We start from the raw sequence: 22,680 nt of genomic DNA, 5'->3' as shown, positions 1-22,680 counted from the left end.
CCAGCCCCGGATGCCCGTGCACCCACTTTCGGACACAAGAGATAGAGGCCACAGGCGCCAGCAACAACAAGGGATAGTGCCAGACCGGCACCAAGACGCAAGCGGCAACTGCACCCCTTCCGGCCCGCCGCGTGCAGCAGTCAGGCGCAGACCCCTCGCGGTTCAAAGCGTAAGCGCTGCGCGCTCACATGCGGGCGCACCGGAGGGTCGCGGTGCCGCAGGCTTTCGTCGCGCGCAGCACGCAGGCCCCCGCCTTCGCGGAACGGGAGGCGCGTGAACGGCTTGGGCGCGTGCGCTGCGACCTCGTGCCGGGGCAGGTCTCCTCGGCCCACGCGGCCGACTCGGCGCCGCCGCTGCCCGAGAGGCGCTGGGAGAAGCAACCGGCGTCCGCCGCGGCCTTGCGCGACCGGCCCCCCGCGCTAACGGAGCGGCCACCAGTCCGGAGACAGGCCATGGCCCTCATTCGTGCCGAAGACGTGATCGAGAGCGTGCGCGCCGCGCTCCAGCACATCAGCTTCTACCACCCCGTCGACTACATCGAGGCGCTCGCCGCAGCCTATGCAGCGGAGGAGAGCCCGGCGGCGAAGGATGCGATCGCCCAGATCCTCGCGAACAGCCGCCTGTCGGCCGAGGGGCACCGGCCGATCTGCCAAGACACGGGCATCGTCGTCTGCTTCGCCAAGGTCGGCATGGACGTGCGCTGGGAGGGGGGCATGACCCTCCAGCAGATGGTCGACGAAGGGGTCCGCCGCGCCTACCGCGACCCGGACAACCCGCTGCGCGCGTCGGTCGTGGCCGACCCGGCCTTCGCCCGCGTCAACACCCGCGACAACACGCCGGCCGTGCTCCATGTCGAGCTCGTGGAGGGGGGAGAGCTCGAGCTCGTGCTTGCCGCCAAGGGCGGGGGCTCGGAGAACAAGGCGAAGTTCGTGATGCTGAACCCGTCGGACTCGATTCCCGACTGGGTCGAGCGGACGGTGCCGACCATGGGCGCGGGCTGGTGCCCGCCCGGCATGCTCGGCATCGGCATCGGCGGGACGCCGGAGAAGGCGCTCCTGCTGGCGAAGGAGGCGCTGATGGCGCCCATCGACATGGCGCAGCTGAAGGCCCGGGGGCCGGCGAACCGGATCGAGGAGCTGCGGATCGAGATCTTCGACCGGGTCAACGCGCTTGGCATCGGCGCCCAGGGTCTCGGCGGGCTTTCGACGATTCTGGATGTCAAGATCCTCGACTATCCCACGCACGCAGCGTCGAAACCGGTGGGCATGATCCCCAACTGCGCGGCCACGCGCCACGCCCATGTCCACCTCGACGGCTCGGGGCCCGCCTATCTGCCGCTGCCGGATCTCGCGCGCTGGCCGAAGGTGGACTGGGCGCCTTCCCCCGAAGCCCGGCGGGTCAACCTTGATACGCTCACGAAGGCGGAGGTGGCGAGCTGGCAGCCGGGCGAGCGTCTGCTGCTTACGGGAAAGATGCTGACCGGGCGCGACGCCGCCCACAAGCGGATTGCCGACATGCTGGCGAGGGGCGAACCGCTGCCCGTCTCGTTCGCGGGCCGGGTCATCTACTATGTGGGGCCGGTCGACCCGGTCAGGGACGAGGTGGTGGGCCCGGCCGGGCCGACAACAGCCACCCGCATGGACAAGTTCACGAAGCTGATGCTGGACCAGGGCCTGCTTGCCATGGTGGGCAAGGCCGAGCGCGGGCCGGAGGCGATCGCCGCCATCCGCAAGGCGGGCGCGGCCTACATGATCGCGGTGGGGGGGGCAGCCTATCTCGTCGCCCGGGCGATCCGGAGCGCGCGGGTGGTGGCCTTCGAGGACCTCGGCATGGAGGCCATCTACGAGTTCGAGGTGAGGGACATGCCGGTGACGGTGGCCGTTGATGCGCGCGGCGTCAGCGTGCACCAGAGCGGCCCCGAGGAATGGCGGCGGCGGATCGCCGAGCGCGCGCGGGAGATGGCGTGAGGCGCGGGGCTGCCCCGCCGCGCGGTCAGTCGTCGGCTGCCCGGGGCCCGGGAGCGGCCGGACGCTCTCCGGTCCGGCTGATGATGTGCCAGTTCTCCAGGCCATCGTAGACGCGGGTGATGGCCTCGAGGTAGCGGATGTCCACCGGACGCCTGCGGTCCTGATAGTCGATGGTTGCCCACAGGGGATTGATGGTCGGGCAGCAGCGGCGCCCGCCGGCCGGTTGACAGGGAATGACGTTCGTGTTCTGTTCTTCCTGCCACGGGAGAAGGATGATGCTCGAATTCTACACCAACCCGCAGTCGCGCGGGACGACGGTGAGGTGGATGCTCGAGGAAGTCGGCTGCCCCTACGAGGTGGTGCCGCTGGCCTATGGGCCGGCGATGAAGGCGGCCGACTATCTGGCGATCAACCCGATGGGAAAGGTGCCGGCGATCGTGCACGAGGGGCCGGCGGGCCGGCAGGTGGTGACGGAATGCGCGGCAATCTGCGCCTGGCTGGCCGACGCCTTTCCCGGGGCGGGGCTGGCACCGCCGCCGGCCGAGCGGGGGAGCTATTATCGCTGGCTGTTCTTTGCTGCCGGGCCGGTCGAGGCAACGATGATGAACGGGCACCTGGGTGTCCGGCTTTCGCCCGAGCAGCAGGCGATGGCGGGCTATGGCAGCCGCGAAGCCGTGGTTGCAGCGCTGCGGGAAGCCGTTCCGCGAGGTGACGGCTGGATTGCCGGGGCAGCCTTTTCCGCGGCCGATGTGTATGCGGGCGGTATGGTGGACTGGGGCCTGGCCTTTGGAATGCTGCCCGAGGAGCCGGATTTCCTCGCCTATCGCGACAGGCTGACCAGCCGGCCCGCCTTCCAGCGCGCCCATGCGCTGGATCTGGAGCTTCAGGCGGCAATGGAGGGGTGAGGCGGGGCGCGGTGCCCGCACGCCCTTGCCCCGGAGACGGCCCGGCTGGCCGTTCACGGACCTGTAACGGCCAGATGGGAGATTTCGGCCATGCTGGGCCTGCTGCTCATCGGCCTCCTGGCGGAAACGGGCGCGGGACCGGCACGCCCGTGCCCGGCCCCGGTCGCGGCGCACCTTGCAGCCGAGGCAGCGATCCCGTTCGAGCTGAACGACGGACGGCGCATCCTGCTTTCCGGCACCCTGAACGGAGCGGCGGTCATGCTGCTGCTCGACAGTGGGGCCGAGGCTAGCGTGGTGGACGCGGGCGTGGCGCGCCGGCTCGCCCTTCCTGCCGAAGGCACGGAAGTGGCGCGCGGGGCGGTCACCTCGAGCGAAGTCACGCGGCACCCCGGCGCGCTGCTCGGGATCGGCGCGGCGACGCTTGCCGGCGTGACCCTGTACGCGGCCGACCTGGCGCCCCTTTCGGCGGCCGCCGGAAAGCCGGTGGACCTGATCCTCGGGACCGAGCTGTTCCAGAGCTTCGCGGTTGACCTCGACTTCGCGGAACAGCTGCTGCGCCTGACGCCGGCTGCGACCTTCGTGGCGCCGGCAGGGATGCCTTCGGTGCCGCTGGTGCCAACCGCGGACGGCATCCGGGCCGTGCCGCTGGGGATCGAGGGCCGGACGACAATCCTTGCCACCTTCGACACCGGATCGACTGCGCCGGTTGCCCTGCGGCCGGAGGCGTGGCGGCGGCTGGGACTGGACCGTGACCGGCCCTCCCGGCCGACTCCGGCCGCGGGGGTCGGCGGCACGCAGGACGCGCGTGTCGTGCGCCTGCGGGAGGTTGCCGTCGGCCCCATTGTCATGCACGACGTGCCGGCAATGCTGCTGCCCGACCGGCCGGACGGGACGCGCGACGCGGCGGATGCGAACGTCGGCCTGCCGCTCTTCACGCGGGCGCGCGTCATCGTCGATTTCTGCGGCGAGAGGCTGTTCCTGAGGCCGTAGGCGGCTGCGGCCGGCGACGCGCTGCCCCGCAGTCTCGCCGGCGGCCGCGATTGTTTCCGGATTGACGAGTTTTCACACATTTCTCGCTCATGCGGAGAAGTGAGGGCCTCCGCTCGCGCGATTGACCAGTGCTGAGAAAGAGCGGGCTGAAATGTGGCATGGGCGGGAGGTGTAGGACAGGCCGGAGGCGCACGGCGTCAGCGCGGAGCGCTGATCGCCGAGACGCCGCAGGCCCGGCCGGCGGGTCGGCCAAAGGCCGAACCCGACCGACGGCGCGGCTTGGCCGCGCCCTTCCCTTCTGCTCATTTTTTGCAAAGGACGAAGCGGATTCGGCGGCCTTGCCGCCGGCCGCGGCTTCATCACCAAACTCTGACCCGCCAGAGAATGCGTCTGAAAGAAAGAGCCGAGCCGCTTAACGGCGGCCTCCCGGCAACTATCTCCAGTTTATTCCGTGTTCTGAACATAAGTCTTTCTGGAACTTCACCTGAAGCTCATCGCAAACCAGATTTGCACCAGCCTCAAAGTCCCTTTCTATGTACGGGGGATGTCCCGGCCGAAAGGTCTTAGGATAATGTTGCGACATGAGACCGTTATCAATAATACGACCATCTAATTCTGCATTTCTAGCATGCCTTACCAATTCCGATTCGCCACATCCTGAACAAAAAAAGATTGAGCACAATGAGAATATTCTAGCAAGATCTGCTTGCATAAGACATCCTCTGAACCGAAGAATCAGATCTTTTCTACTGATCTATCTGCCACATGGCATAGCGTTGGGCAAGTACGGCAGGAGGCCAGTGACTCGACTGCCCAACAATTGTTGCCGCTCTGTGAGGCGGCCTGGGCCTCCACCTTCATGACGATCAGTCAAACTCGTACCTCTGCACTGGATCGGGCCCCGTACGCTCGGCGGCGAGGCCGCGCGGCGTGGCCTGCCCCGCCGGCTGGAGGCTCCGCGAGTCTCCGGGCCAGTGCTCTCGAGCTCGCCGCAGCCGCTACGCCTCGCCCATCCTCAGTGCGGCGATGAAGGCTTCCTGGGGGATGTCGACGCTGCCGTACTGGCGCATGCGCTTCTTCCCTTCCTTCTGCTTTTCGAGGAGCTTGCGCTTTCTTGTGATGTCGCCGCCGCAGCATTTGGCGGTCACGTCCTTGCGGAGGGCGGCGATCGTCTCGCGGGTGATGATGCGGCCGCCGATGGCGGCCTAGGTCGGGATCCGGAAGAGATGGCGGGGATGAGATCCTTCACCCGTTCGCGCATGTGGCGTGGTTCAGGCGGCTTTCAGGGGCAGGGCGATGGCTTCCACGCTGGCGAGATCGAGGCGGCCTGAGGCATGATCGATATCGAAGCCGATGATGTTGCCGGCATCGTCGAAATCGGCGTTCAGGCCGTCAGCGAGTTCGCGGGTGTCGAGCGCGGGGGCTTTGCGCAGCTCGATATAGAGGCTGTCGGTTTCGGGGTAGTAGTGGAGCTTCATGGCTGTTCGTCCCGATAACTGCGGTCGATGAAGGCGTTGTGCAGGGTGCTGCCATCCTCGAGCGTCACGACCCGCAGGATGCGCTTTTCGGTTTCGCCGGGCAAGATCACGGCGCCCCAAAAGCGCACGCGGCCGTCAGGTTGGACGCTGCGGCGGAGCGGCTGCGCGACGACGGCGCGGCAGAGTTCGACGGTGAGATAGGGGCGGCGCGCGAGGATCTGTTCGGTGAAATAGCGCGTTTGGGTCATCACCCCTCACCCATCATCCCCCATCCTCAGCGCGGCGATGAAGGCTTCCTGGGGGATATCCACGCTGCCGTACTGGCGCATGCGCTTCTTCCCTTCCTTCTGCTTTTCGAGGAGCTTGCGCTTTCTGGTGATGTCGCCGCCGTAGCACTTCGCCGTCACGTCCTTCCGCAGCGCGGCGATCGTCTCGCGGGCGATGATCCGGCCGCCGATGGCGGCCTGGATGGGGATCTTGAACAGGTGGCGGGGGATGAGATCCTTCAGCCGCTCGCACATGTGGCGGCCGCGGGCTTCAGCCGCGTCGCGGTGGACGATCATCGAGAGCGCATCGACCGTCTCGCCGTTGACCAGGATCGACATCTTCACGAGATCGCCTTCGCGGTGGCCGATCTGGTGATAGTCGAAACTCGCGTAGCCGCGGGAAACCGACTTCAGCCGGTCATAGAAGTCGAACACCACTTCGTTGAGCGGAAGCTCATAGACCAGCATGGCGCGGTTGCCCACGTACGTCATCTGCTTCTGGATTCCGCGCCGGTCCTGGCAGAGCTTGAGGATCGGGCCGAGATAGGCATCGGGGACGTAGATGGTCGCCTCGATCCACGGCTCCTCGATGTGGGCGATGCGAACCGGATCGGGCATGTCGGCGGGGTTGTGGAGCTCCTTCACCGTACCGTCCGTCAGGTGCACCTTGTAGACAACGGAGGGGGCGGTCGTGATGAGGTCGAGATCATACTCGCGCGACAGGCGCTCCTGGATGATCTCGAGGTGAAGGAGGCCCAGGAAGCCGCAGCGGAAGCCAAAGCCGAGCGCCGCACTCGTCTCCATCTCGAAGGTGAAGCTTGCGTCATTGAGGCGGAGCTTCTGGATCGAGTCCCGAAGCTTCTCGAAGTCCGCTGCATCCACCGGGAAGAGGCCGCAGAAGACGACCGGCTGGACTTCGCGAAAACCGGGGAGCGGTTCGTTGGCCGGGCGCTTCGCATCCGTGATGGTGTCCCCCACCCGGGCTTCGGCCACTTCCTTGATCTGGGCAGTGAGGAAGCCGACCTCGCCCGGGCCGAGCTCGGCGAGCTGCTCGATCCGCGGGCGGAAGGCCCCGACCCGGTCCACGACGTGGGTGGTGCCCGAGGCCATGAACCTGATCTGCATGCCCTTGCGGACCACCCCGTCCATCACCCGGACGAGGACGACGACGCCGAGATAGGGGTCGTACCAGCTGTCGACGAGGAGGGCCTTCAGGGGCGCATCGCGGTCCCCCTTCGGCGGCGGAATCCGGGTGACGACGGCCTCGAGGACGTCGTCGATGCCCTGGCCGGTCTTGGCGCTGGCGAGGATGGCGCCCGAGGCATCGAGCCCGATGATCTCCTCGATCTCGGCCTTGACCTTCTCGGGGTCGGCCGAGGGCAGGTCGATCTTGTTGATGACGGGGACGATCTCGTGGTCGTGCTCGATCGACTGGTAGACGTTGGCAAGCGTCTGCGCCTCCACCCCCTGGGCTGCGTCGACGACGAGGAGCGCGCCCTCGCAGGCGGCAAGCGAGCGGCTCACCTCGTAGGCGAAGTCCACGTGGCCGGGCGTGTCCATGAGGTTGAGGACATAGGCCTGCCCATCCCTTGCAGTGTAGTCGAGCCGCACCGTCTGCGCCTTGATCGTGATGCCGCGCTCGCGCTCGATGTCCATGCTGTCGAGCACCTGCTCGGTCATCTCGCGCTCGGAAAGCCCGCCGCAGCGCTGGATGAGGCGATCGGCAAGGGTCGACTTGCCGTGGTCGATGTGGGCGATGATCGAGAAGTTGCGGATGTGCGACGGATCGACCGCGGGAAGGCTCGCCATGGGCGCGCCTTGGCAGGGGGCCGCCGCTTCCGCAAGCGAGGGCGATGGTCGCGGGGGGCCGGGGAGCGGATGCCGACGAGGCCCGGTCGCCCGGGCAGTTCAGCCCTGGTTCCAGCTGCGCGCCGCCTCCAGCGCCTTGGCGGCATACATGACGCTCGGGCCCGCCCCCATGTAGACGGCCATGCCGAGCGTCTCGGCGATCTCGGCCTCGGTAGCGCCGGCCTTGACCGCCGCACGCGTGTGGTACGCGATGCACGGATCGCAGCGGACGGCGACGGAAATGCCGAGCGCGACGAGCTCTTTCGTCCTGGTGTCGAGCGCTGCCGGGCCGGTGGCGGCCTTCGCCATGTCGGCAAAGGCCTTCATCACCTCGCCCTGAAGCCCCCGGAGCTCCCGGGTGAGCCCGTTCATCTCGGTCACCATCTGCTGCCAGTCGGTCATTGCCCCTCTCCTCTTGCGAAGGCCTCGATGTGGGCGGCAGGAAGCATGCCCGAAACGCGGTTCGTCTCCCGGCCGCCGGCGAACCGCACGACCGTCGGCACCGAGCGGATCCCCAGGCGCGACGCCAGCGCAGGGGCCTGGTCAATGTCGACCTTGGCGAGGCGTACCTTCCCTGAAAGGCGCCGGCAGGCCTCTTTGAAGGCCGGCGCCATCGCCCGGCACGGCCCGCACCACGGAGCCCAGAAATCGACGACAACGGGCAGGCCGGAGCGCGCGACGAAGGGCTCGAAGCCCGCCTCGTCGAGGGCGACCGGCTCGGTGGGCCACAGCGGCGCCCCGCAGCGCCCGCACTTCCCGCCCTCGGCCAGGCGTGCTCGCGGCACCCGGTTCATGGCCCCGCATGCCGCGCAGGGAAGGAGGACGGCGTCAGTCACGGCGCGCTCCGCGAGCCGTCGGGGGCGGAGGGGACAGGGACCACGCGCATGGCTTCCTCCCGACACGTCTGACCGGACCCTAGCGCGCCAGGCGGTGTCCGCAAGGGCGACCGAGTCTAGCGAAGGCCGAGCGCCGCCTTCACGTCGCGCCAGTCGATGAGCTTGTAGTTCTGCTGCTTTTCGTCGCTGTCGCAGACTTCGGATGCGGGGTCGCTGGCGGCCGGGCTGTCGCAATGGTCGTGGACAGCGATGGCCCCTTGCGGGAAGGGGCCGATGGGGCCGGACCAGGCGTCGAGCCCGTCGGTCTGGGTGACCGGGTCGATGGCGCCCCCGCCGATGCGGAACCGCCCGACATAGCGGTCGGCACCTGGGGCAAGCTCCCACACGGCGTAGGCGCTGTCCCCTTGCGAGGAGGCGACGAGGAAGGTGCGGCCGGCATCGCGCATGAGGGTGAGGCCCTCGACATCGGCGACGAGCCGGGTGCCGTCGACGGGGGCGAGGAGCACGGGCGACGCTTCCGGGTAGGCAAGCGACAGGCGCCAGATGCCGACATCCTCCTCGCCGACGAGGAGGGTGCCGGTCGCGTCATCGACAACGCAGCCCTCGGTCTGCGAGCCGAGCTTCCAGCGGTGGGCGAGCGCCATGCCCGGGCCCGACCGGCCGTCGGTGACGCGGAAGGCAAGCACCTCGCCCTCCTTGCTGTTGGGAATGAGGAAGGTCTCGCCGGCCCATTGCCCCATGCAGAAGCCGTAGGGCTCGCCGAAGGTGCTGGGCGTTGCGAGGAAGCCGGCCAGCGTGAGGCGGAGCGCGGCCGGATCGAGCGTCCAGAGGGCAATGCCGAAGCGGTCGCGCTCGGCCGCAGCGACGAGGATGCGCGGGACGCCGCCGAGCATCACGCCGGAGCGCAGATCGACGTTGTTCAAGGGGCCTGCGGGGAAGAACTGGAGCATCCGCCCGTCAAGCGCGTGGACATAGAGGCCCTTCGACTTGTCGGTGCCGATGAGGAGCGCGCGGGACGGATCTTCCAGGTCGGCCCAGAGCACGGGGTCGTCGGCGTCAACGGCCGGATTGTCGGGCACGAAGGTTTCGGCGCGCGCCGGAACCGCGCGCGTGGCCGGCGGGCCCTTGGCCTCCTCGAACCGTTCGGCCGCATCGCGCCGGTCGGGCCCGCAGGCGGCAAGAAGGCAGACGACGAGAACGGTGGGCAGGAGGGTGCGGTTCATCGGGGCCTCGCGGTGCAGGGGAAGCCGTCGGCATTGCGGCCGGCGGCGCAGCGGCGGGTGGCAGGCAGACCGGCCGCCTCGACGAGGCGGTTGGTGCCGTCGCGCTGGCGCACGAGGTCGAAGCCATCGTAGAGCCGGCCGTCGGCGGTGAAGCTGCGGACCTGGAGGCGCGCCGGGGTCACGTCGACGGTCTGGAACAGCATCGTGTCCTCGGCGACGCGGTCGGGCTGGGTGTCGGCACGATCGTTCAGGCCATACATCTTCGAGCCCGTGACCGAGACCATGTAGACCGGCCCCTGCGCCCGGCCGGTACGGCGGGCGGCAACCGAGGCCGCCTTCCCTTCCGCCGAGGTCAGGCGGGAATAGCAGTGGTCGTGGCCCTGGAGGACGAGGTCGACGCGGAAGCGCTCGAAGAGCGGCACCCAGGCCGCACCGAGGCGCGGCGTGTCGCGGGGCCTCGCGCAGGTGAAGATGGGCTGGTGGACGACGACGACGGTCCAGTCGGCCTTGGGCCGGCGGAGCTGGAGCTCGAGCCAGGCGGTCTGGGCGTCGAGCGTGTCGAGATCGAGCGCGGAGGTGCCGTCGAGAACGAGGAAGCGGACGCCCTGCCAGTCGACCGCGTAGGTCGTCGCCCTGGCGCCGAGGGCGCCGTTCGCTGGCACCGGAAACATGAGCGGCCAATGGGGCCCGAGCACGCGCGTCTCGCGGCCGTCGGGGCCGGTGCGGTCCATATATTCGTGGTTGCCGGCGGCCGGGAGCTGGGGGATCGCAGCCAGCGCCCAGCCGAAGGCGGCGGCCCATTCGCCCCACTCATCATCGGTGACCTTCGTCTCGCGGCCGTTCACGAGGTCGCCGGCGTGGACGATGAGCGCCGGATCGCCGCCCTGGAGGAGGGCGCGGCGCACCGCGAGCGAGCCCAGCGCCAGGATGTCGGTCTGGAGGTCGCCCAGATAGAGGAATCGGAAGGGCCGCGACGGGGTGGCGGGCGCGGCTGCAGTCGTGAACTGGTGCCATTCCGACCAGCCGGCGCTCCCCTTCGCGCGCCAGGCGTAGCGGGTGGCGGGCGCAAGGCCTTCGAGGCGGACCTGGTGGTGGCGGGCCGGGCCATTCTCGCTGATGGTGGCCGTCGAGGCGCCCGCGACCCGCCGGGCGGAGAGGCCGAAGTTGGGAGCAGGCTTCAGTTCGACCAGTTCGACGAGGGTTTCGGCCTGGGCGGCATCGGTGCGGAAGCTGACCGCCATCTCGCGCGACGGGTCGGCGCCGGGAAGGAGGAGGAGCCGGTCAGGGAGACCGGTGGCGCGGAACGGGGTGCCGGGGGCCGCAGGCGCGCCGGCGGGCCCGCGGAGATCGAGCGGAGCCTCGGCCTGCACGGGGGCGGCAAGGGCCAACAGGAGGATGGCAAGAGGCGGAAGCCGATACACGCACTGCCGCTAGGACGGGGACATGTCAGACTTGTGGCAGGCCTGTTGCCGGAACGCCACGCTCCGCCCCCAATCCGGCGCTGTCATCGTGGCGTCACCTGCCCGTCACGGAAGCGTCTCCGGCGCCGTCGATGCGCGCCCCTGCACCAGCTTTGGCGAAAGGGGTTCGCATGGGTCACGCTCGGTTTCTCGGCGCGGTGGCGCCGCTCGCGCTGCTTCTCGCAGGCGCGCCCGCGCACGCGCAGCAACCGGCCGGGCCAGCGGCGGAGCCGGACCCTGCGGAACGGCCGCGCGTCGAGGCGGACGACATCGTCGTCGTCGGCTCGCGGCCGATCGCCGAATCCGAGGAAGCGGCGCTCCGCTTCCAGCGCGAATCGATCAGCCTGGTCTCGGTGGTGGCCGCAGACGCCATCGGCCGCCTGCCGGACCAGAACGTTGCCCAGGCCATCAGCCGGCTGCCCGGGGTCGGCATCCAGCGCGACCAGGGCCAGGCGCGCTACGTCAACATCCGCGGACTTCCGCTCAACTGGACGACGCTCGCGTTCGACGGGATCCAGATCGTAAGCCCCGAGGGCCGCGACGCGCGGTTCGACTCCATCCCTTCGGCGCTCGCCTCGAAGATCGTGGTGGAGAAGGCCATCACGCCCGAGCTCTCCGGCGAGACGATTGCCGGCAACATCAACATCATCACCCGCTCGGCCTTCGACTACAAGGACAGCCATGTCGCCGCGCGCGGGGGCGTGGGCTACATCGACCTTGGCGGCGGGGTCGAGATCGAGGGCTCGCTGGTGGCGTCGAAGCGCTGGAGAACCGGCATCGGCGACCTCGGGGTCCTCTTCTCCGGCAGCTACTACAGCCGCGAGATGCGGACCGACAATTTCGAGATCGACTGGGAAGTGGTGGACCAGGACAAGCGGCCCGGCGGCAGCGAGCGGGTCTGGCCGCGCGAGATCGAGAACAAGTTCTACCGGCTGACGCGCCGCAACTGGTCGCTCTCCGGCCGGCTCGACTGGTCCCCTTCGGAAGGGCACCGGCTGTTCGGAACCTCCATCTACACCATCTTCATGGACGATGAGTATCGGGACAATTACCGGCTCGACACCGACGACCAGCAGAACTCGGCCGCGACCGTCGCGGCGCTCGCCCAGCCCTGCGCCGGGCCCATCCCCCAGCCGCTGCCCCCCTTCACGACGGGCTATGCCGACGTCTGCATCGGCAACACGCCATTCGTCGGCACCATCTTCGGCATCGACTATGACGCGCGGTTCCGCGAGACGGCCTACCGCCAGTCGGTCTTCACCAACACGATCGGCGGCGATCATGACTTCGACGGCTGGCGGCTCTCGTGGCGCGGCAACTACACCCGCTCGAAGGATGACCGCTCGCAGCCCTTCCTCTTGACCTACGTCCAGCCAGGGTTCGGCACCAATGGCACCGGGGCCGTCAACCGCACCACCGTCGACTACGACCTCTCCGACCGGAAGGTCCAGCGGTTCCAGATCTTCCGAACGCTCCGAAGCCCGACCGGGGTGCTCTCGAAAGGCGAGCGGGTGATGCGCTTCGACATGCTGCCGCACAACCTCTCGTCCATCACCTCGCTCGATGCCGTCGACACGACCAACGCGTGGACCGGGCGCGTCACGCTGGCCCACGACACGCAGGTCCTCGGCAACACCGAGTTCCGCGTCGGCCTCCAGTTCGACCGGCGCACCAAGGAGGCCGTCGAGAACCAGCTCGCCCTTTCCGGCACGGCCAACCTGACCGCAGCGGGCATCCCGCTCTCCTTGAACGACCTCCTCGGCCTCGGCGAGCAGTACCGGGGCAAGCTGCCGCTCGGCTACACCTTCAACCACTTCAACGAGGCGACGGCCAGCGACTTCCTGCGCCGGGCGCAGGCACGGGCCAGCTACAACCCGCTCCGTGCCAACAGCTACCGGGTCACGGAGGAGGTCTGGTCGGGCTGGGCCATGGCCATTACCCGGCCGGAGTGGGGCTCGATCGTCTACGGCGCGCGCGTCGAGAAGATCACCAACACCGGCGAGGCCTTCGCCCAGATCGGCGGCAGCTTCCAGCCCACCGCGTCCCGCTCGTCCGACACCAACGTCTTCCCGAGCGTCCACGTCAACTGGGACATCGACGAGGCGAGAAAGGCCCGCCTCTCCTTCACGACCGGCGCGGCCCGCCCCGACTATACGGTGCTGCGGCCGAGCTTCGTCGTGAACGATGCCAACGAGATCATCACTGGCGGCAACCCCTTTGCCCGCCCCGAGAAGAGCTGGGGGCTCGACGCCTATCTCGAATGGTATCTGCTGCCGCGCGGCCTCGTCTCGGCCGGCGTCTTCTACAAGAACACGAAGGACACGCTGTTCGAGGAGACGACCGTGTTCGGCTCCGACATCATCAACAGCCTGCCGCCGCCGCGTGACCGCTCGGGCTACGTCTTCACCACCACGGTCAATGGCGGCAAGGGCTGGCTCGTCGGCTTCGAGGGGAACTTCCAGGCGCAGCTGTCTAACTTCGTGGGCGACGAGCCCTGGTGGTCGGGCTTCGGCATCCAGACCAACGTGACGGTGGTGACCAGCCGGGCCACCACGCCAGACGGCGAGAAGATCCGCTTTCCCGGCGCCTCCGACTTCACCGTCAACGTGGGGCCCTATTACGAGAAGTACGGCTTCTCGGCGCGGCTGTCCTACCAGTTCCGCACCTACTTCCTCTCCGAGCTGGGCGGGCCCGACACCGGCGGCGACATCTACTGGGACAACGACGGCGAGCTCGATGCCTCGCTGCGCTACGGCGTTACCCGCAACCTCGAGCTGTTCTTCGACGGTGCCAACCTGCTGAACGGCCCGGGCATCCGCTGGGCAGGCGACCGCTCGCGCACGATCGAGTTCGAGAAGTTCGGCCGGCGCTTCATGGGCGGTTTCCGCGCGACCTTCTGACCCGGCGCCGGGACAGGAGCAATGGCGGGCTAGACCCGGAGGTCGACAAGCCGGGTGAGGGCGGAGAGCAGGTCCACTCCGTCCCAAAGGGCGTCGAAGTCGAGCGCGGTGCCGGCGGGCACGATGCGGTCGATGCCGTGCGGCATGTGGCTGGCGAGGAAGCTGCGCCAGGCTTGCGCCGGGATGCCGTGGGAGACGACCGTCTGCCAGTTGCGGGCAACATGCGGGGCGAGCTGGGCCAGCGTCTCCGCGTGATACTCAAGGAAGAAGCCGTCGCCCGCCGGCGCGGCATGGCCGAGGCCAGAGAGCCCGTCGGCGCGGAGCACGGTGATCCGGTTGCTCGGCGTAGGCAGCTGCACCACCCGGCCGCCGAGGGCTTCGACGCAGGCGCCGACCAGCTTGGCAACGGCATGGGCATCGGCCCATTCGATTCCGGCGGCTTCGCTCGCGGTCTCGAGTGCCGGCCAGAAGGCAGCGCTCGCGCTCTCGCGCGCGGCTTCGGTGCCCACCCAGACCAGGGCGCGCGGCGAGGAGCAGGCGTTCTGGCCGAACCAGAGCGAGTCGTTCACGAACCGGCGCGCAAGGCCAGGAAGGTCGGGCTCGGCGGCAACCGCCCCGGCATCGAACACCGCGAGCGACCAGCGGTCGGGGAAGACGAGCTCGGTGCCGAAGGGGCCGAGCGGCGCGCGGCGGACGGCCGCGACGCTTGCATCCCCGCCCCAGACGACGCGCACGTCGACGGCGGCGGAGAGCGCGGCGGTGATGGCGTCATCGTGCGGGTAGCGGATGATGGCGAAGCTCGCGCCGACCTCGGGCGCGGCCGCTTCCACTGCGGCAGCCAGCCGGGCGAGGAGCTGGTCCGCCTGGGGCCGGGCGCGGCTCGAGATGCGCACGATGTTGCGGTTGCCGGCCAGCATCGAGAGGAGGAGCGAATAGACGAAGATGGTGTCGACATTGGCGGGGGCGACGTGGAAGGCGAGCCCGCGCGGCATGCGCACCGCTTCCGGCCAGGCGCCCTCGAAGCGGGCGCGCAGCCGCTCGACGTTCGCGCGCCGGGCCCAGAAGCCGAGCGCGACGAGCTCGGGGAAGGGGCGGAGCGCCGGGTCGGTGCGCAGCCGCCGGCCGAGATCGTCGATGAAGCCGAGCACCTCCGGGCTGAACGGCCGCAGCGGGCGCGCGGCCAGGACCGGCGCAAGCGAGCCCATGCGCGGCAGTACGACTTCGACGGCGCCGAGGGGGTCGCAGCGCAGCGGATCGGGCTGGTCAGCCATCGGCGAGCGCCGGGGCGGGAGCAGGCGACGCGAAGGTGTCGGAGCAGCCGCGCACCTCGGCCTTCGGGATCCGGCCGAGGATGCGGAAGGTGCGCCCGAGCCGCCCGCAGGGGCAGTCGTCCTCGCCGGTGATGACGCCCATGTCCTCCGTCAGCAGCGAGTGGCCGGGGTAGCTGCGGGGAAGGACGGAGAGCACCTGAACGATGCCCGGCGTGCCGTGGGGCACCTCTGCCTAGGTGCGGCTGTCGCGGATGCGGACGTCGGCGAACAGCGGAGCATGGAGCCGGCCCGCCTCGCACTCGACGAAGACCGAGCCGGTCTGCTCGACCATGCCGTAGAAGTTGTGGACCCGGGCGAAGCCTGCGCGCTCGAGGGCCACGGCCCGGAACCGTTCGTTCGAGACCGCCTCGGCCTCGAGCTTCTTCCAGCCGCCGGATTGGACGAGGATGGCATCCGCGAACGGCAGGCGGCGGCCAGCGCGCGCCAGCGGCTCGAGAAAATGCTTCCAGACCATGAAGGTGAAGCCGAAGGCGAGGATGGGCTGGCCCTGGTTGGCCTCGGCGAAGGCGTCGAGCGCCTCCCAGTCGATCGCCATCGTCTCGTCGGCAAGGGCGAAGTGGTGGGCCCGGCCGAAGGTCATCATGCCGAGAATGCCGGCCCCGCGCGCCGAGAAGCTGCGCCGGTCCTTGACCACGGAGGGGTGGTCGATGACGAGCATCGGCAGGCGCTTGGTGCCGATGAAGTCGGCCATGATGCGGGCGAGCACGCGGGTCTGGAGTGCTGCGGTGGGCGCATCGAGGAAGATGCGCGAGGGGGCCTGGCCGGTGGTGCCCGAGGAGGTCATGGTCTTGAACACCGCCGCGCGCGGCACCGAGAGCAGGTCATGGAGCTTGAAGAGCGAGACCGGCAGGAAGGGGGCGCTCGCCGTGTCGGCAGGCGCGAGGTGGCCGATGGTCGCGAGGATCGCGGCATAGTCCGGGCAGTTCGCGCGATGGTGGGCCGTGAGCGCAGCGAGCTCGGAATCGAGGAGGGCGCGCTTCTCGGCGGCCGGAACGCCGAAGACGGGCGCCTCGAGGAAGGCCTCGATCCGCGAGCCGGGAATGGCGGCAGGCTCGCTTATGCCGCCCCCTTCGCACGCGATCGAGGTGGCGCCTGCCTCCGCCAGGCCCTCCCAGTAGGCCGGCTCCATCACGCTCAGGCGGCTGAGCGCCACCTTGCTGTCCGCCTCACGCTTCTGAACCTCGCCACCGCTCCCACCACCTCCCATGGCCAAACCCTCCTCCCCCCCCCCAAAAAAAGCACGGTAAGAAGGTTAGGAGAACAGATCATGACCGGGGCTGGGAGACCCGTGCCGGCACGGTGGAACTGCGCATCCCGAAGCTGCGCAAGGGGAGCTACTTCCCCGGTTTCCTTGCGCCGCGCCGCATGGCCGAGAAAGCGCTGACGGCGGTGATCCAGGAAGCCTGCATCCACGGCATCTCCACGCGATCCGTCGATGACTTGGTGAAGGCGCTCGGCATGACGGGCGTGTCCAAGAGCCAGGTGAGCCGGCTGTGCAAGGAGATCGACGAGCAGGTGGAGGCGTTCCTGAACCGCCCGATTGAGGGCGACTATCCCTATCTCTGGATCGACGCGACCTGTGTGAAGGTCCCCGAGGGCGGCCGGATCGTCTCGGTCGCCGTCATCATCGCGGTCGGCGTCAACAGCGACGGCCGGCGCGAGCTGCTCGGCATGGACATCGGCCACTCGGAGGCCCAGCCGTTCTGGACGGAGTTCCTCCGCAAACTCGCCCGCCGAGGAATGCGCGGCGTAAAGCTGATGATCTCGGACGCGCACGAGGGCCTGAAGGCCGTCATCACCCGCGTGCTCTGCGCGACCTGGCAACGCTGTCGCGTGCATTTTATACGTAACGCGCTGGCACACGCCGACAGGAGTGGGCGGCGCGTCGTGTCGGCCGTCATGGCCACGGCCTTCGCCCAGAAGGACGGCGAAGCCGTCCGTCAGCAATGGCGCCGCGTCGCTGACCGGCTCCGCCCCAAGCTGCCGAAACTCGCGGTCCTGATGGACGAAGCCGAGGCCGACGTGCTCGCCGACATGAGCTTCCCGGCCCAGCACCAGGCGAAGCTGCACAGCACGAATCCACTTGAGCGCGTCGACGGCGAGGTGAAGCGCAGGACCGAGGTCGTCGGCATCTTTCCCAACGAGGCCGCCATCCGACGCCTCGTCGGCGCCGTCCTGCTCGAGCAGAACGACGAATGGGCCGTCCAACGCGTCCGCTCCATGACGCTTGAACGCGTCGCCGGCGTCAGCGACACTCCCATCGTCAGCATCCCTCACGTAGACGGCTGACCCCGGCCCCGCGGCAGATCACGCTGGCCTCCGACCAGCTACACCATCCCATGGGACACGACCAGGTATAGACGCCCGCGCCTGTCTGACCTATGATCTGAGTATGCGTGGTGCAAAGCGGGTGCAGCTGTAGTGAGACCCCCCTGGCTGTCGCGCTTGCGGACCCGGCTCTACCGTATCTCGAGCGCCCTTCAGCGCATTCGATATCGGAAGCTGTGGGGGATGGACATCGGCAAAGACGTGCAAATTTCACGGTCGGCCAAGCTCGACCTAACCAACCCACGCGGCATCCACATTGGCGACCGAACGCTGGTGTCCTTCGATGCCGCCATCCTCAGCCATGACTTCGTCGGCAACCGCCATCTCGACACGTGGATCGGCGCCAACTGCTTTATTGGCGCGCGGGTGGTAATAATGCCCGGAGTCCGGGTAGGGGACCATTCGGTCATCGGGGCCGGCAGCGTAGTCACGCGCGACATTCCGGCCCACAGCCTTGCCATGGGCAACCCGGCGCGGGTAGTGCGCGAGGGGATCATGACTGCACGGTGGGGCATCATGGACCCCCGGGTGCTTGCGCGCGAGGGCCTCGTCCTACCGGGCACAGCCCAGCCGTCGTGACGCGTGGGGCGTTGGGCGGTCTCCCTACCGCGGGGGGGCTGGTCGCGGCGGGGCTCTTTTTGGCCGCCGATGGCAAATTCACACCGGCAGGCTCCCTTCCGAACCGTATGCCCGCGCGTCCGCCGGAACTTGTGGATGGCGGGGCACCTTTTCGGGTTCTGTTGGTCGGGACGAGCCTGACCGCCCGGGGCGATTGGCCCTTCCAGCTGGGCGAGGCTCTTGCGGCCTGCAGGGGAGGGCCGGTGGTGGTCGAGCGGCTGGCGCGTCCCGGCGCCACGAGCGCCTGGGGCCGGGACGCGCTCGCTGCCCGGCTCGCAGCCCCCGGCCCGCCACCGACACTCGCCCTCATCGAATTCACGGTCAACGATGCGCGGCTTCATGCTGGCGTGCCGCTGGCGCGGTCGCGGGCGCACGCCGGCAAGATGACCGCCCTGGTGCGCGGGCGCGGAGGCCTGCCGGTGCTCGTCACCATGAGCCCAGTGCACGGCCTTGCCCTGTTGCGCCGGCCGGCCGTGGCAGCCTACAGACGGGCTTGGGCCGGAGTTGCGGCTGCGGCCGGGGCTGGCCATGTCGATACCGTCCCGGCTTTCGCCGTTGCGGAGCGGCGCGAACTGCGCGAGGCCATTCCCGACGGTATTCATCCGACGGATGCCGCGATGCGGGCGCGGCTGGTGCCTGCGTTGACTGCCGTCCTCGAGCCACTCGTCCGCCTTTCTCCGGGAACGGCGGCGTCGCAGCTGCCGCTGCCGTCGCGGCGCCACTAAGAAGAGCAAGATGTTGTCTCACTTTCCCTTCGCTGCGATCGTAGGTCAGGACGAGATGAAGCGGGCGCTCCTCGTCGTCGCGGTCGACCCCGGCATCGGTGGCGTCATGGTGTTCGGCGACCGCGGGACCGGCAAGTCGACGGCCGTGCGCGCGCTTGCCGCGCTGCTGCCCGAGATCAAGGTGGTGGCGGGCTGCCGCTACGGTTGCGAGCCGGGGGTCGACAGCGGGCCCTGCCCGCCGGGCTGCGGCGGCGATCGCACCCGCTCCGCGAAGGCCCCTGTGCCCTTCGTCGACCTGCCGCTCGGCGCGACCGAGGACCGGGTGGTTGGCGCGCTCGACATCGAGCGGGCGCTCGCGCGGGGCGAGAAGGCGTTCGAGCCGGGCCTTCTCGCGCGCGCCCACCGCGGCTTCCTCTACGTCGACGAGATCAACCTGCTCGAGGACCACATCGTCGATCTCCTTCTCGACGTCGCCCAGTCGGGAGAGAACATCGTCGAACGCGAGGGCCTGTCGGTGCGCCACCCGGCCCGCTTCGTCCTCATCGGCTCCGGGAACCCCGAGGAAGGCGAGCTCCGGCCCCAGCTCCTCGACCGCTTCGGCCTTTCGGTCGAGGTGCGTACGCCCGAGGATCTCGACGAGCGGATCGAGGTGGTGCGCCGGCGCGACGCCTTCGAGCGGGACCGCGCCGGCTTCGTCGCAGCCTGGGCGGCGGCAGACGCGAAGGTGGCGCGCGCCATCGGCGCGGCCCGGCGGCGGCTCGGTGAGGTGGAGGTGCCCGAGACGGCGCTGCGGCTGGCGGCGCGCCTGTCGATCGCCGTCGGCGCGGATGGCCTGCGCGGCGAGCTCGCCATGATCCGCGCGGCCCGCGCGCTCGCCGCGCTCGAGAAGCGCGCCCGCGTGCAGGACGCGGACGTCATTGCCGTCGCGCCGCTGGCGCTGCGCCACCGGCTCCGGAAGGACCCGCTCGACGAGACCGGGTCGACGGCCCGGATCGCCCGCGCAATCGCCGAGCTGCAGGCGGCGTGAGCGCGGGTTCCGCAATGACGCCGGGGGATGCCCAGCCGGAGGGCCGGGCGCGCTGGGCCGACGCGCTCCTCGCCGCCGCCCTCTTCGCCTCCGACCCCGACCGGTTCGGCGGCATCGCCATCCGCGCCCGCGCCGGCCCGGTCAGGGACCGGCTGCTGGCCTTCCTCAAGAGCCGGCTCGACCCGGCACGCCCGTGGCGGCGGCTTCCCCCGGGGACGGACTTCGAACGGCTCGCGGGCGGGCTCGACCTCGAGGCGACGCTTGCCGCCGGCCGGCCGGTGGCCCGCCCGGGGCTTTTGGCCGAGGCCGATGGCGGCGTGCTCCTCGTGCCCATGGCCGAGCGCCTGCCGCTCGACGTGGTCGGCCTGCTCGCCGCCATGCGCGACCGCGGCGAGGTGACCGGGATGCGCGATGGCGTGACGGTGACGGCCCCGGCCCGGGTCGGGCTCGTGCTCCTTGACGAGGGGCTTGGCGCCGGCGACGGCGCGGCCGAGCAGGCGGACCCGGCTCTCCTCGACCGGCTGGCCTTCCGCGTCGATCTCGAGGGGCTCGCCCTTGCCGATCTCGCCGGAGGCCCGGCGGCCGTCACCCCGGCCGACCCCGTCGAGGACGAGGCGGCCATGGCGGCGCTCTGCCTGGCTGCGGCCCGCCTTGGCGTCGCCTCGCCGCGCCCGGTGCTGATGGCGCTCGCAGCTGCGCGGGCGCTGGGCGGCGGGCGCTGCGACGCGGCCGGCCTCGCTGCCGCGGCGCGGCTGGTGCTGGCGCCCCGCGCCACCCGGCTGCCGGAGGCTGCGCCGGCCGAGCCCCCGCCCCCGCCGGCGCCGCCGCCCGAACGGCCGGAGGAGCAGACGACCGGGGAGACGCGGCAGGAAGGGGAGCCCGCAAGCGGGCAGACCAGCGGACCGCTTCCCGACCTCCTCATCGAGGCGGCGCGGACCGCGCTGCCGCCGGGCCTTCTGGCCGCGCTCGCAGCCGGCGCGGGCATGGCAGGTGGCGGACGGCGTGGCGCGGAGCGCGGCGAGGCCCGGCGCGGGCGTCCGGCCGGCACCCGGCCGGGCCGCCCGGGCAGCGGACGGCGCCTCGCGCTCGTGGCGACGCTCCGTGCGGCAGCGCCCTGGCAGCGGCTGCGGGGAGCCGGCGACGGTCGGCTTGCCATCCGCCGGGAGGATCTGCGCATCTGCCGCTTCCGCGACCGGCCGACGACGCTCGCCCTCTTCCTCGTCGATGCCTCGGGCTCGGCTGCAGCCGAGCGGCTCGCCGAGGCCAAGGGCGCCGTCGAGCTGCTGCTGGCCGACGCCTACGTGACCCGCGCGGAAGTGGCGCTCGTCAGCTTCCGCGGCGCTGGCGCGGAGCTGCTCCTCCCCCCGACCCGTTCGCTCGCCCGGGCGCGGCGGCTGCTCGCAGGGCTTCCTGGCGGCGGCGGCACGCCGCTTTCGGCCGCGCTCCTGCTCGGCCGCGAGCTGGCGCTGCGCGCCCGCGCCGCCGGCAAGGCCGTGCAGCTGGTGCTGCTCACCGACGGGCGCGCCAACGTGGCGCTCGACGGCAACGGCGGCCGCGAGGCGGCAACCGCAGAGTCCGCGCGGCTTGCCCGCCAGGTCCGTGCCGCCGGGATCCCGGCGACCGTCATCGACATCTCGGCGCGGCCGCGACCCGAGGCACGGGACCTTGCCGCAGCACTCGGAGCCCGGCTCGTCGCCCTCCCGCGGGGACCGGCCGAGGCCATCTCGCGGGCGGTCAGGGCAGCATGAGCGCACCCGACTGGAACCGCGACGGCGCCGACTGGCCCAACCGTGAGGCCTCGCGCTTCGTCGAGGCCGCCGGAATCCCCTGGCACGTGCAGGTGATGGGCGAGGGCCCGCCGCTCCTCCTGCTCCACGGCACGGGAGCTGCGACCCACAGCTGGCGCGACCTGCTGCCCATCCTCGCCCGCGACTTCCAGGTGGTCGCCCCCGACCTTCCCGGCCATGGCTTCACGGCACCGCTCCGGGAGCTTGCCACCATCCCGAACATGGCCCGGGCGGTCGAGGCACTGCTCGAGCGGCTCGGCATCGTGCCGCGCCTCATGGCCGCCCATTCGGCCGGTGCCGCGATCGCCGCGCGGATGCTGATCGACCGGCCCGGCGAGACGGCCGGTCTCGTCAGCTTCAACGGGGCGCTGCGGCCCTTCCCCGGCCTTGCCCGGGAGCTGTTCCCCGGGCTTGCCAAGGCGCTGTTCCTGAACCCGCTCACCCCGCGCCTGTTCGCGCTGCAGGCAGGTCTCATGGGTGCGCCGGAGCGCTTCCTCGCGCGCGCGACGGGCTCCAGGGTCGACGCGCGCGGGGCCGAGCTCTACGGGCGGCTGTTCGCAAAGCCGCGCCACGTGGCGGGCGCGCTCGAGATGATGGCGAACTGGGATCTTGACGCGCTCGACCGCGACCTGCCCCGGCTCGCCATTCCGGTCATGCTGGTCGCTGGCTCCAACGACCTTGCCATTCCGCCTGCGACCGCGCGGGAAGTTGCTGCGCGCATCCCCGAAGGCGAGGTCAGGATCCTGACGGGGCTCGGCCACCTGGCGCATGAGGAGAAGCCGCATCTGGCCGCCGAACTCGTGCGCGAGGCGGCGCGGGCGACGGGCGCGGCACCGCAGGAGACCGTCACATGATCGACCCGAAATACTACGGGCTCGTCGAGCTCCTGATCTTCGGCGCGGTGGTGGTGGGGTTTGCCGGCTGGCAGCTCTGGAGCGTGCGCGACAGCCTGCCGTGGCGGCGGCGCAAGGACTGAGCCCCCGACGCCCCC

Annotated in this window: 18 protein-coding genes and 3 pseudogenes; 11 read left to right on the top strand and 10 right to left on the bottom strand. The window is 70.2% G+C overall.

The features are described 5' to 3' along the window. The first annotated feature begins 452 nt into the window (after window positions 1-452). The 3 genes from H3H34_RS02780 to H3H34_RS02770 all read left to right on the top strand — a co-directional run bounded on the left by H3H34_RS02780 (window position 453) and on the right by H3H34_RS02770 (window position 3,862). Complete coding sequence (locus H3H34_RS02780; RefSeq protein ID WP_194743710.1) at window positions 453-1,967, top strand: fumarate hydratase; 1,515 nt, start codon at window positions 453-455, stop codon at window positions 1,965-1,967. 272 nt (window positions 1,968-2,239) lie between these two features. Further along, complete coding sequence (locus H3H34_RS02775; protein ID WP_194743709.1) at window positions 2,240-2,872, top strand: glutathione S-transferase family protein; 633 nt, start codon at window positions 2,240-2,242, stop codon at window positions 2,870-2,872. A 90-nt stretch (window positions 2,873-2,962) separates the two neighbouring features. Beyond that, complete coding sequence (locus H3H34_RS02770) at window positions 2,963-3,862, top strand: aspartyl protease family protein (RefSeq protein ID WP_194743708.1); 900 nt, start codon at window positions 2,963-2,965, stop codon at window positions 3,860-3,862. A gap of 998 nt (window positions 3,863-4,860) precedes the next feature. On the opposite strand, the pseudogene H3H34_RS02765 reads toward H3H34_RS02770, so the two are convergent. The 8 genes and pseudogenes from H3H34_RS02765 to H3H34_RS02730 all read right to left on the bottom strand — a co-directional run. Beyond that, window positions 4,861-5,129: pseudogene (locus H3H34_RS02765) on the bottom strand (elongation factor 4); the annotation flags it as partial. Between the two features lie 4 nt (window positions 5,130-5,133). Continuing rightward, window positions 5,134-5,340, bottom strand: coding sequence for a DUF2283 domain-containing protein (locus H3H34_RS02760; RefSeq protein WP_194743707.1), 207 nt, complete (start codon window positions 5,338-5,340; stop codon window positions 5,134-5,136). Beyond that, a complete protein-coding gene (locus tag H3H34_RS02755) occupies window positions 5,337-5,588 on the bottom strand; it encodes a hypothetical protein (RefSeq protein WP_194743706.1) in 252 nt (83 codons plus the stop codon). The genes H3H34_RS02760 and H3H34_RS02755 overlap by 4 nt, the downstream gene beginning before the upstream one ends. 6 nt (window positions 5,589-5,594) lie before the next feature. Continuing rightward, window positions 5,595-7,415 (bottom strand): translation elongation factor 4, encoded by a 1,821-nt coding sequence (lepA, locus tag H3H34_RS02750; protein ID WP_194743705.1) that lies wholly within the window; start codon window positions 7,413-7,415, stop codon window positions 5,595-5,597. A gap of 99 nt (window positions 7,416-7,514) precedes the next feature. Continuing rightward, on the bottom strand, window positions 7,515-7,856 hold the full coding sequence (locus H3H34_RS02745; protein ID WP_235945249.1) for a carboxymuconolactone decarboxylase family protein: 342 nt from the start codon (window positions 7,854-7,856) through the stop codon (window positions 7,515-7,517). Beyond that, entirely contained in the window at window positions 7,853-8,290 is a 438-nt protein-coding gene (gene trxC, locus H3H34_RS02740; RefSeq protein WP_194743704.1) for a thioredoxin TrxC, read from the bottom strand. The genes H3H34_RS02745 and trxC overlap by 4 nt, the downstream gene beginning before the upstream one ends. A gap of 116 nt (window positions 8,291-8,406) precedes the next feature. After that, entirely contained in the window at window positions 8,407-9,513 is a 1,107-nt protein-coding gene (locus H3H34_RS02735; protein ID WP_194743703.1) for a phytase, read from the bottom strand. Next, window positions 9,510-10,934: a metallophosphoesterase family protein gene (locus tag H3H34_RS02730; RefSeq protein ID WP_328831048.1), complete on the bottom strand. Its 1,425-nt coding sequence runs from the start codon at window positions 10,932-10,934 to the stop codon at window positions 9,510-9,512. Before H3H34_RS02730 ends, H3H34_RS02735 begins: the two co-directional genes overlap by 4 nt. A gap of 170 nt (window positions 10,935-11,104) precedes the next feature. On the opposite strand from H3H34_RS02730, the gene H3H34_RS02725 reads away from it, so the two are divergent. After that, window positions 11,105-13,873 carry a TonB-dependent receptor gene (locus tag H3H34_RS02725; RefSeq protein WP_194743702.1) on the top strand — a complete coding sequence of 923 codons (2,769 nt, stop codon included), beginning with the start codon at window positions 11,105-11,107 and terminating at the stop codon, window positions 13,871-13,873. A gap of 29 nt (window positions 13,874-13,902) precedes the next feature. Here H3H34_RS02725 and H3H34_RS02720 read toward each other — a convergent pair whose 3' ends face one another. Then, window positions 13,903-15,144, bottom strand: coding sequence for an acyl-CoA reductase (locus H3H34_RS02720; protein WP_194743701.1), 1,242 nt, complete (start codon window positions 15,142-15,144; stop codon window positions 13,903-13,905). Next, a pseudogene (locus H3H34_RS02715) lies at window positions 15,137-16,333 on the bottom strand (LuxE/PaaK family acyltransferase). Before H3H34_RS02715 ends, H3H34_RS02720 begins: the two are co-directional and overlap by 8 nt. Before the next feature lie 116 nt (window positions 16,334-16,449). Between H3H34_RS02715 and H3H34_RS02710 the strand changes: the two are divergent. The 7 genes and pseudogenes from H3H34_RS02710 to H3H34_RS13820 form a co-directional block, all read left to right on the top strand. Beyond that, window positions 16,450-17,493 (top strand): annotated as a pseudogene (locus H3H34_RS02710) (IS256 family transposase); the annotation flags it as partial. 240 nt (window positions 17,494-17,733) lie between these two features. Next, window positions 17,734-18,111 (top strand): acyltransferase, encoded by a 378-nt coding sequence (locus H3H34_RS13825; protein ID WP_328831045.1) that lies wholly within the window; start codon window positions 17,734-17,736, stop codon window positions 18,109-18,111. Between the two features lie 161 nt (window positions 18,112-18,272). After that, window positions 18,273-18,875, top strand: a complete 603-nt coding sequence (locus H3H34_RS02700) for an SGNH/GDSL hydrolase family protein (RefSeq protein WP_194743699.1) — start codon at window positions 18,273-18,275, stop codon at window positions 18,873-18,875. Window positions 18,876-18,885: 10 nt separating this feature from the next. Further along, the gene (gene bchI, locus H3H34_RS02695) at window positions 18,886-19,902 is read left to right on the top strand and encodes a magnesium chelatase ATPase subunit I (RefSeq protein WP_194743698.1); all 1,017 of its coding nucleotides are present in this window, start codon (window positions 18,886-18,888) and stop codon (window positions 19,900-19,902) included. Window positions 19,903-19,916: 14 nt separating this feature from the next. Beyond that, the gene (locus H3H34_RS02690) at window positions 19,917-21,650 is read left to right on the top strand and encodes a magnesium chelatase subunit D (protein ID WP_194743697.1); all 1,734 of its coding nucleotides are present in this window, start codon (window positions 19,917-19,919) and stop codon (window positions 21,648-21,650) included. Further along, window positions 21,647-22,543 (top strand): alpha/beta fold hydrolase BchO, encoded by an 897-nt coding sequence (gene bchO, locus H3H34_RS02685; protein ID WP_194743696.1) that lies wholly within the window; start codon window positions 21,647-21,649, stop codon window positions 22,541-22,543. The genes H3H34_RS02690 and bchO overlap by 4 nt, the downstream gene beginning before the upstream one ends. Further along, a complete protein-coding gene (locus H3H34_RS13820; protein WP_268978269.1) occupies window positions 22,540-22,665 on the top strand; it encodes a hypothetical protein in 126 nt (41 codons plus the stop codon). Before bchO ends, H3H34_RS13820 begins: the two co-directional genes overlap by 4 nt. Window positions 22,666-22,680: the final 15 nt, after the last annotated feature.

The sequence above is a fragment of the Thermaurantiacus tibetensis genome (assembly GCF_015354055.1).
Classification (GTDB): domain Bacteria; phylum Pseudomonadota; class Alphaproteobacteria; order Sphingomonadales; family Sphingomonadaceae; genus Thermaurantiacus; species Thermaurantiacus tibetensis.
Note: the sequence above shows the minus strand (reverse complement) of the source record. Positions and strands in the feature narration are given on the sequence as shown.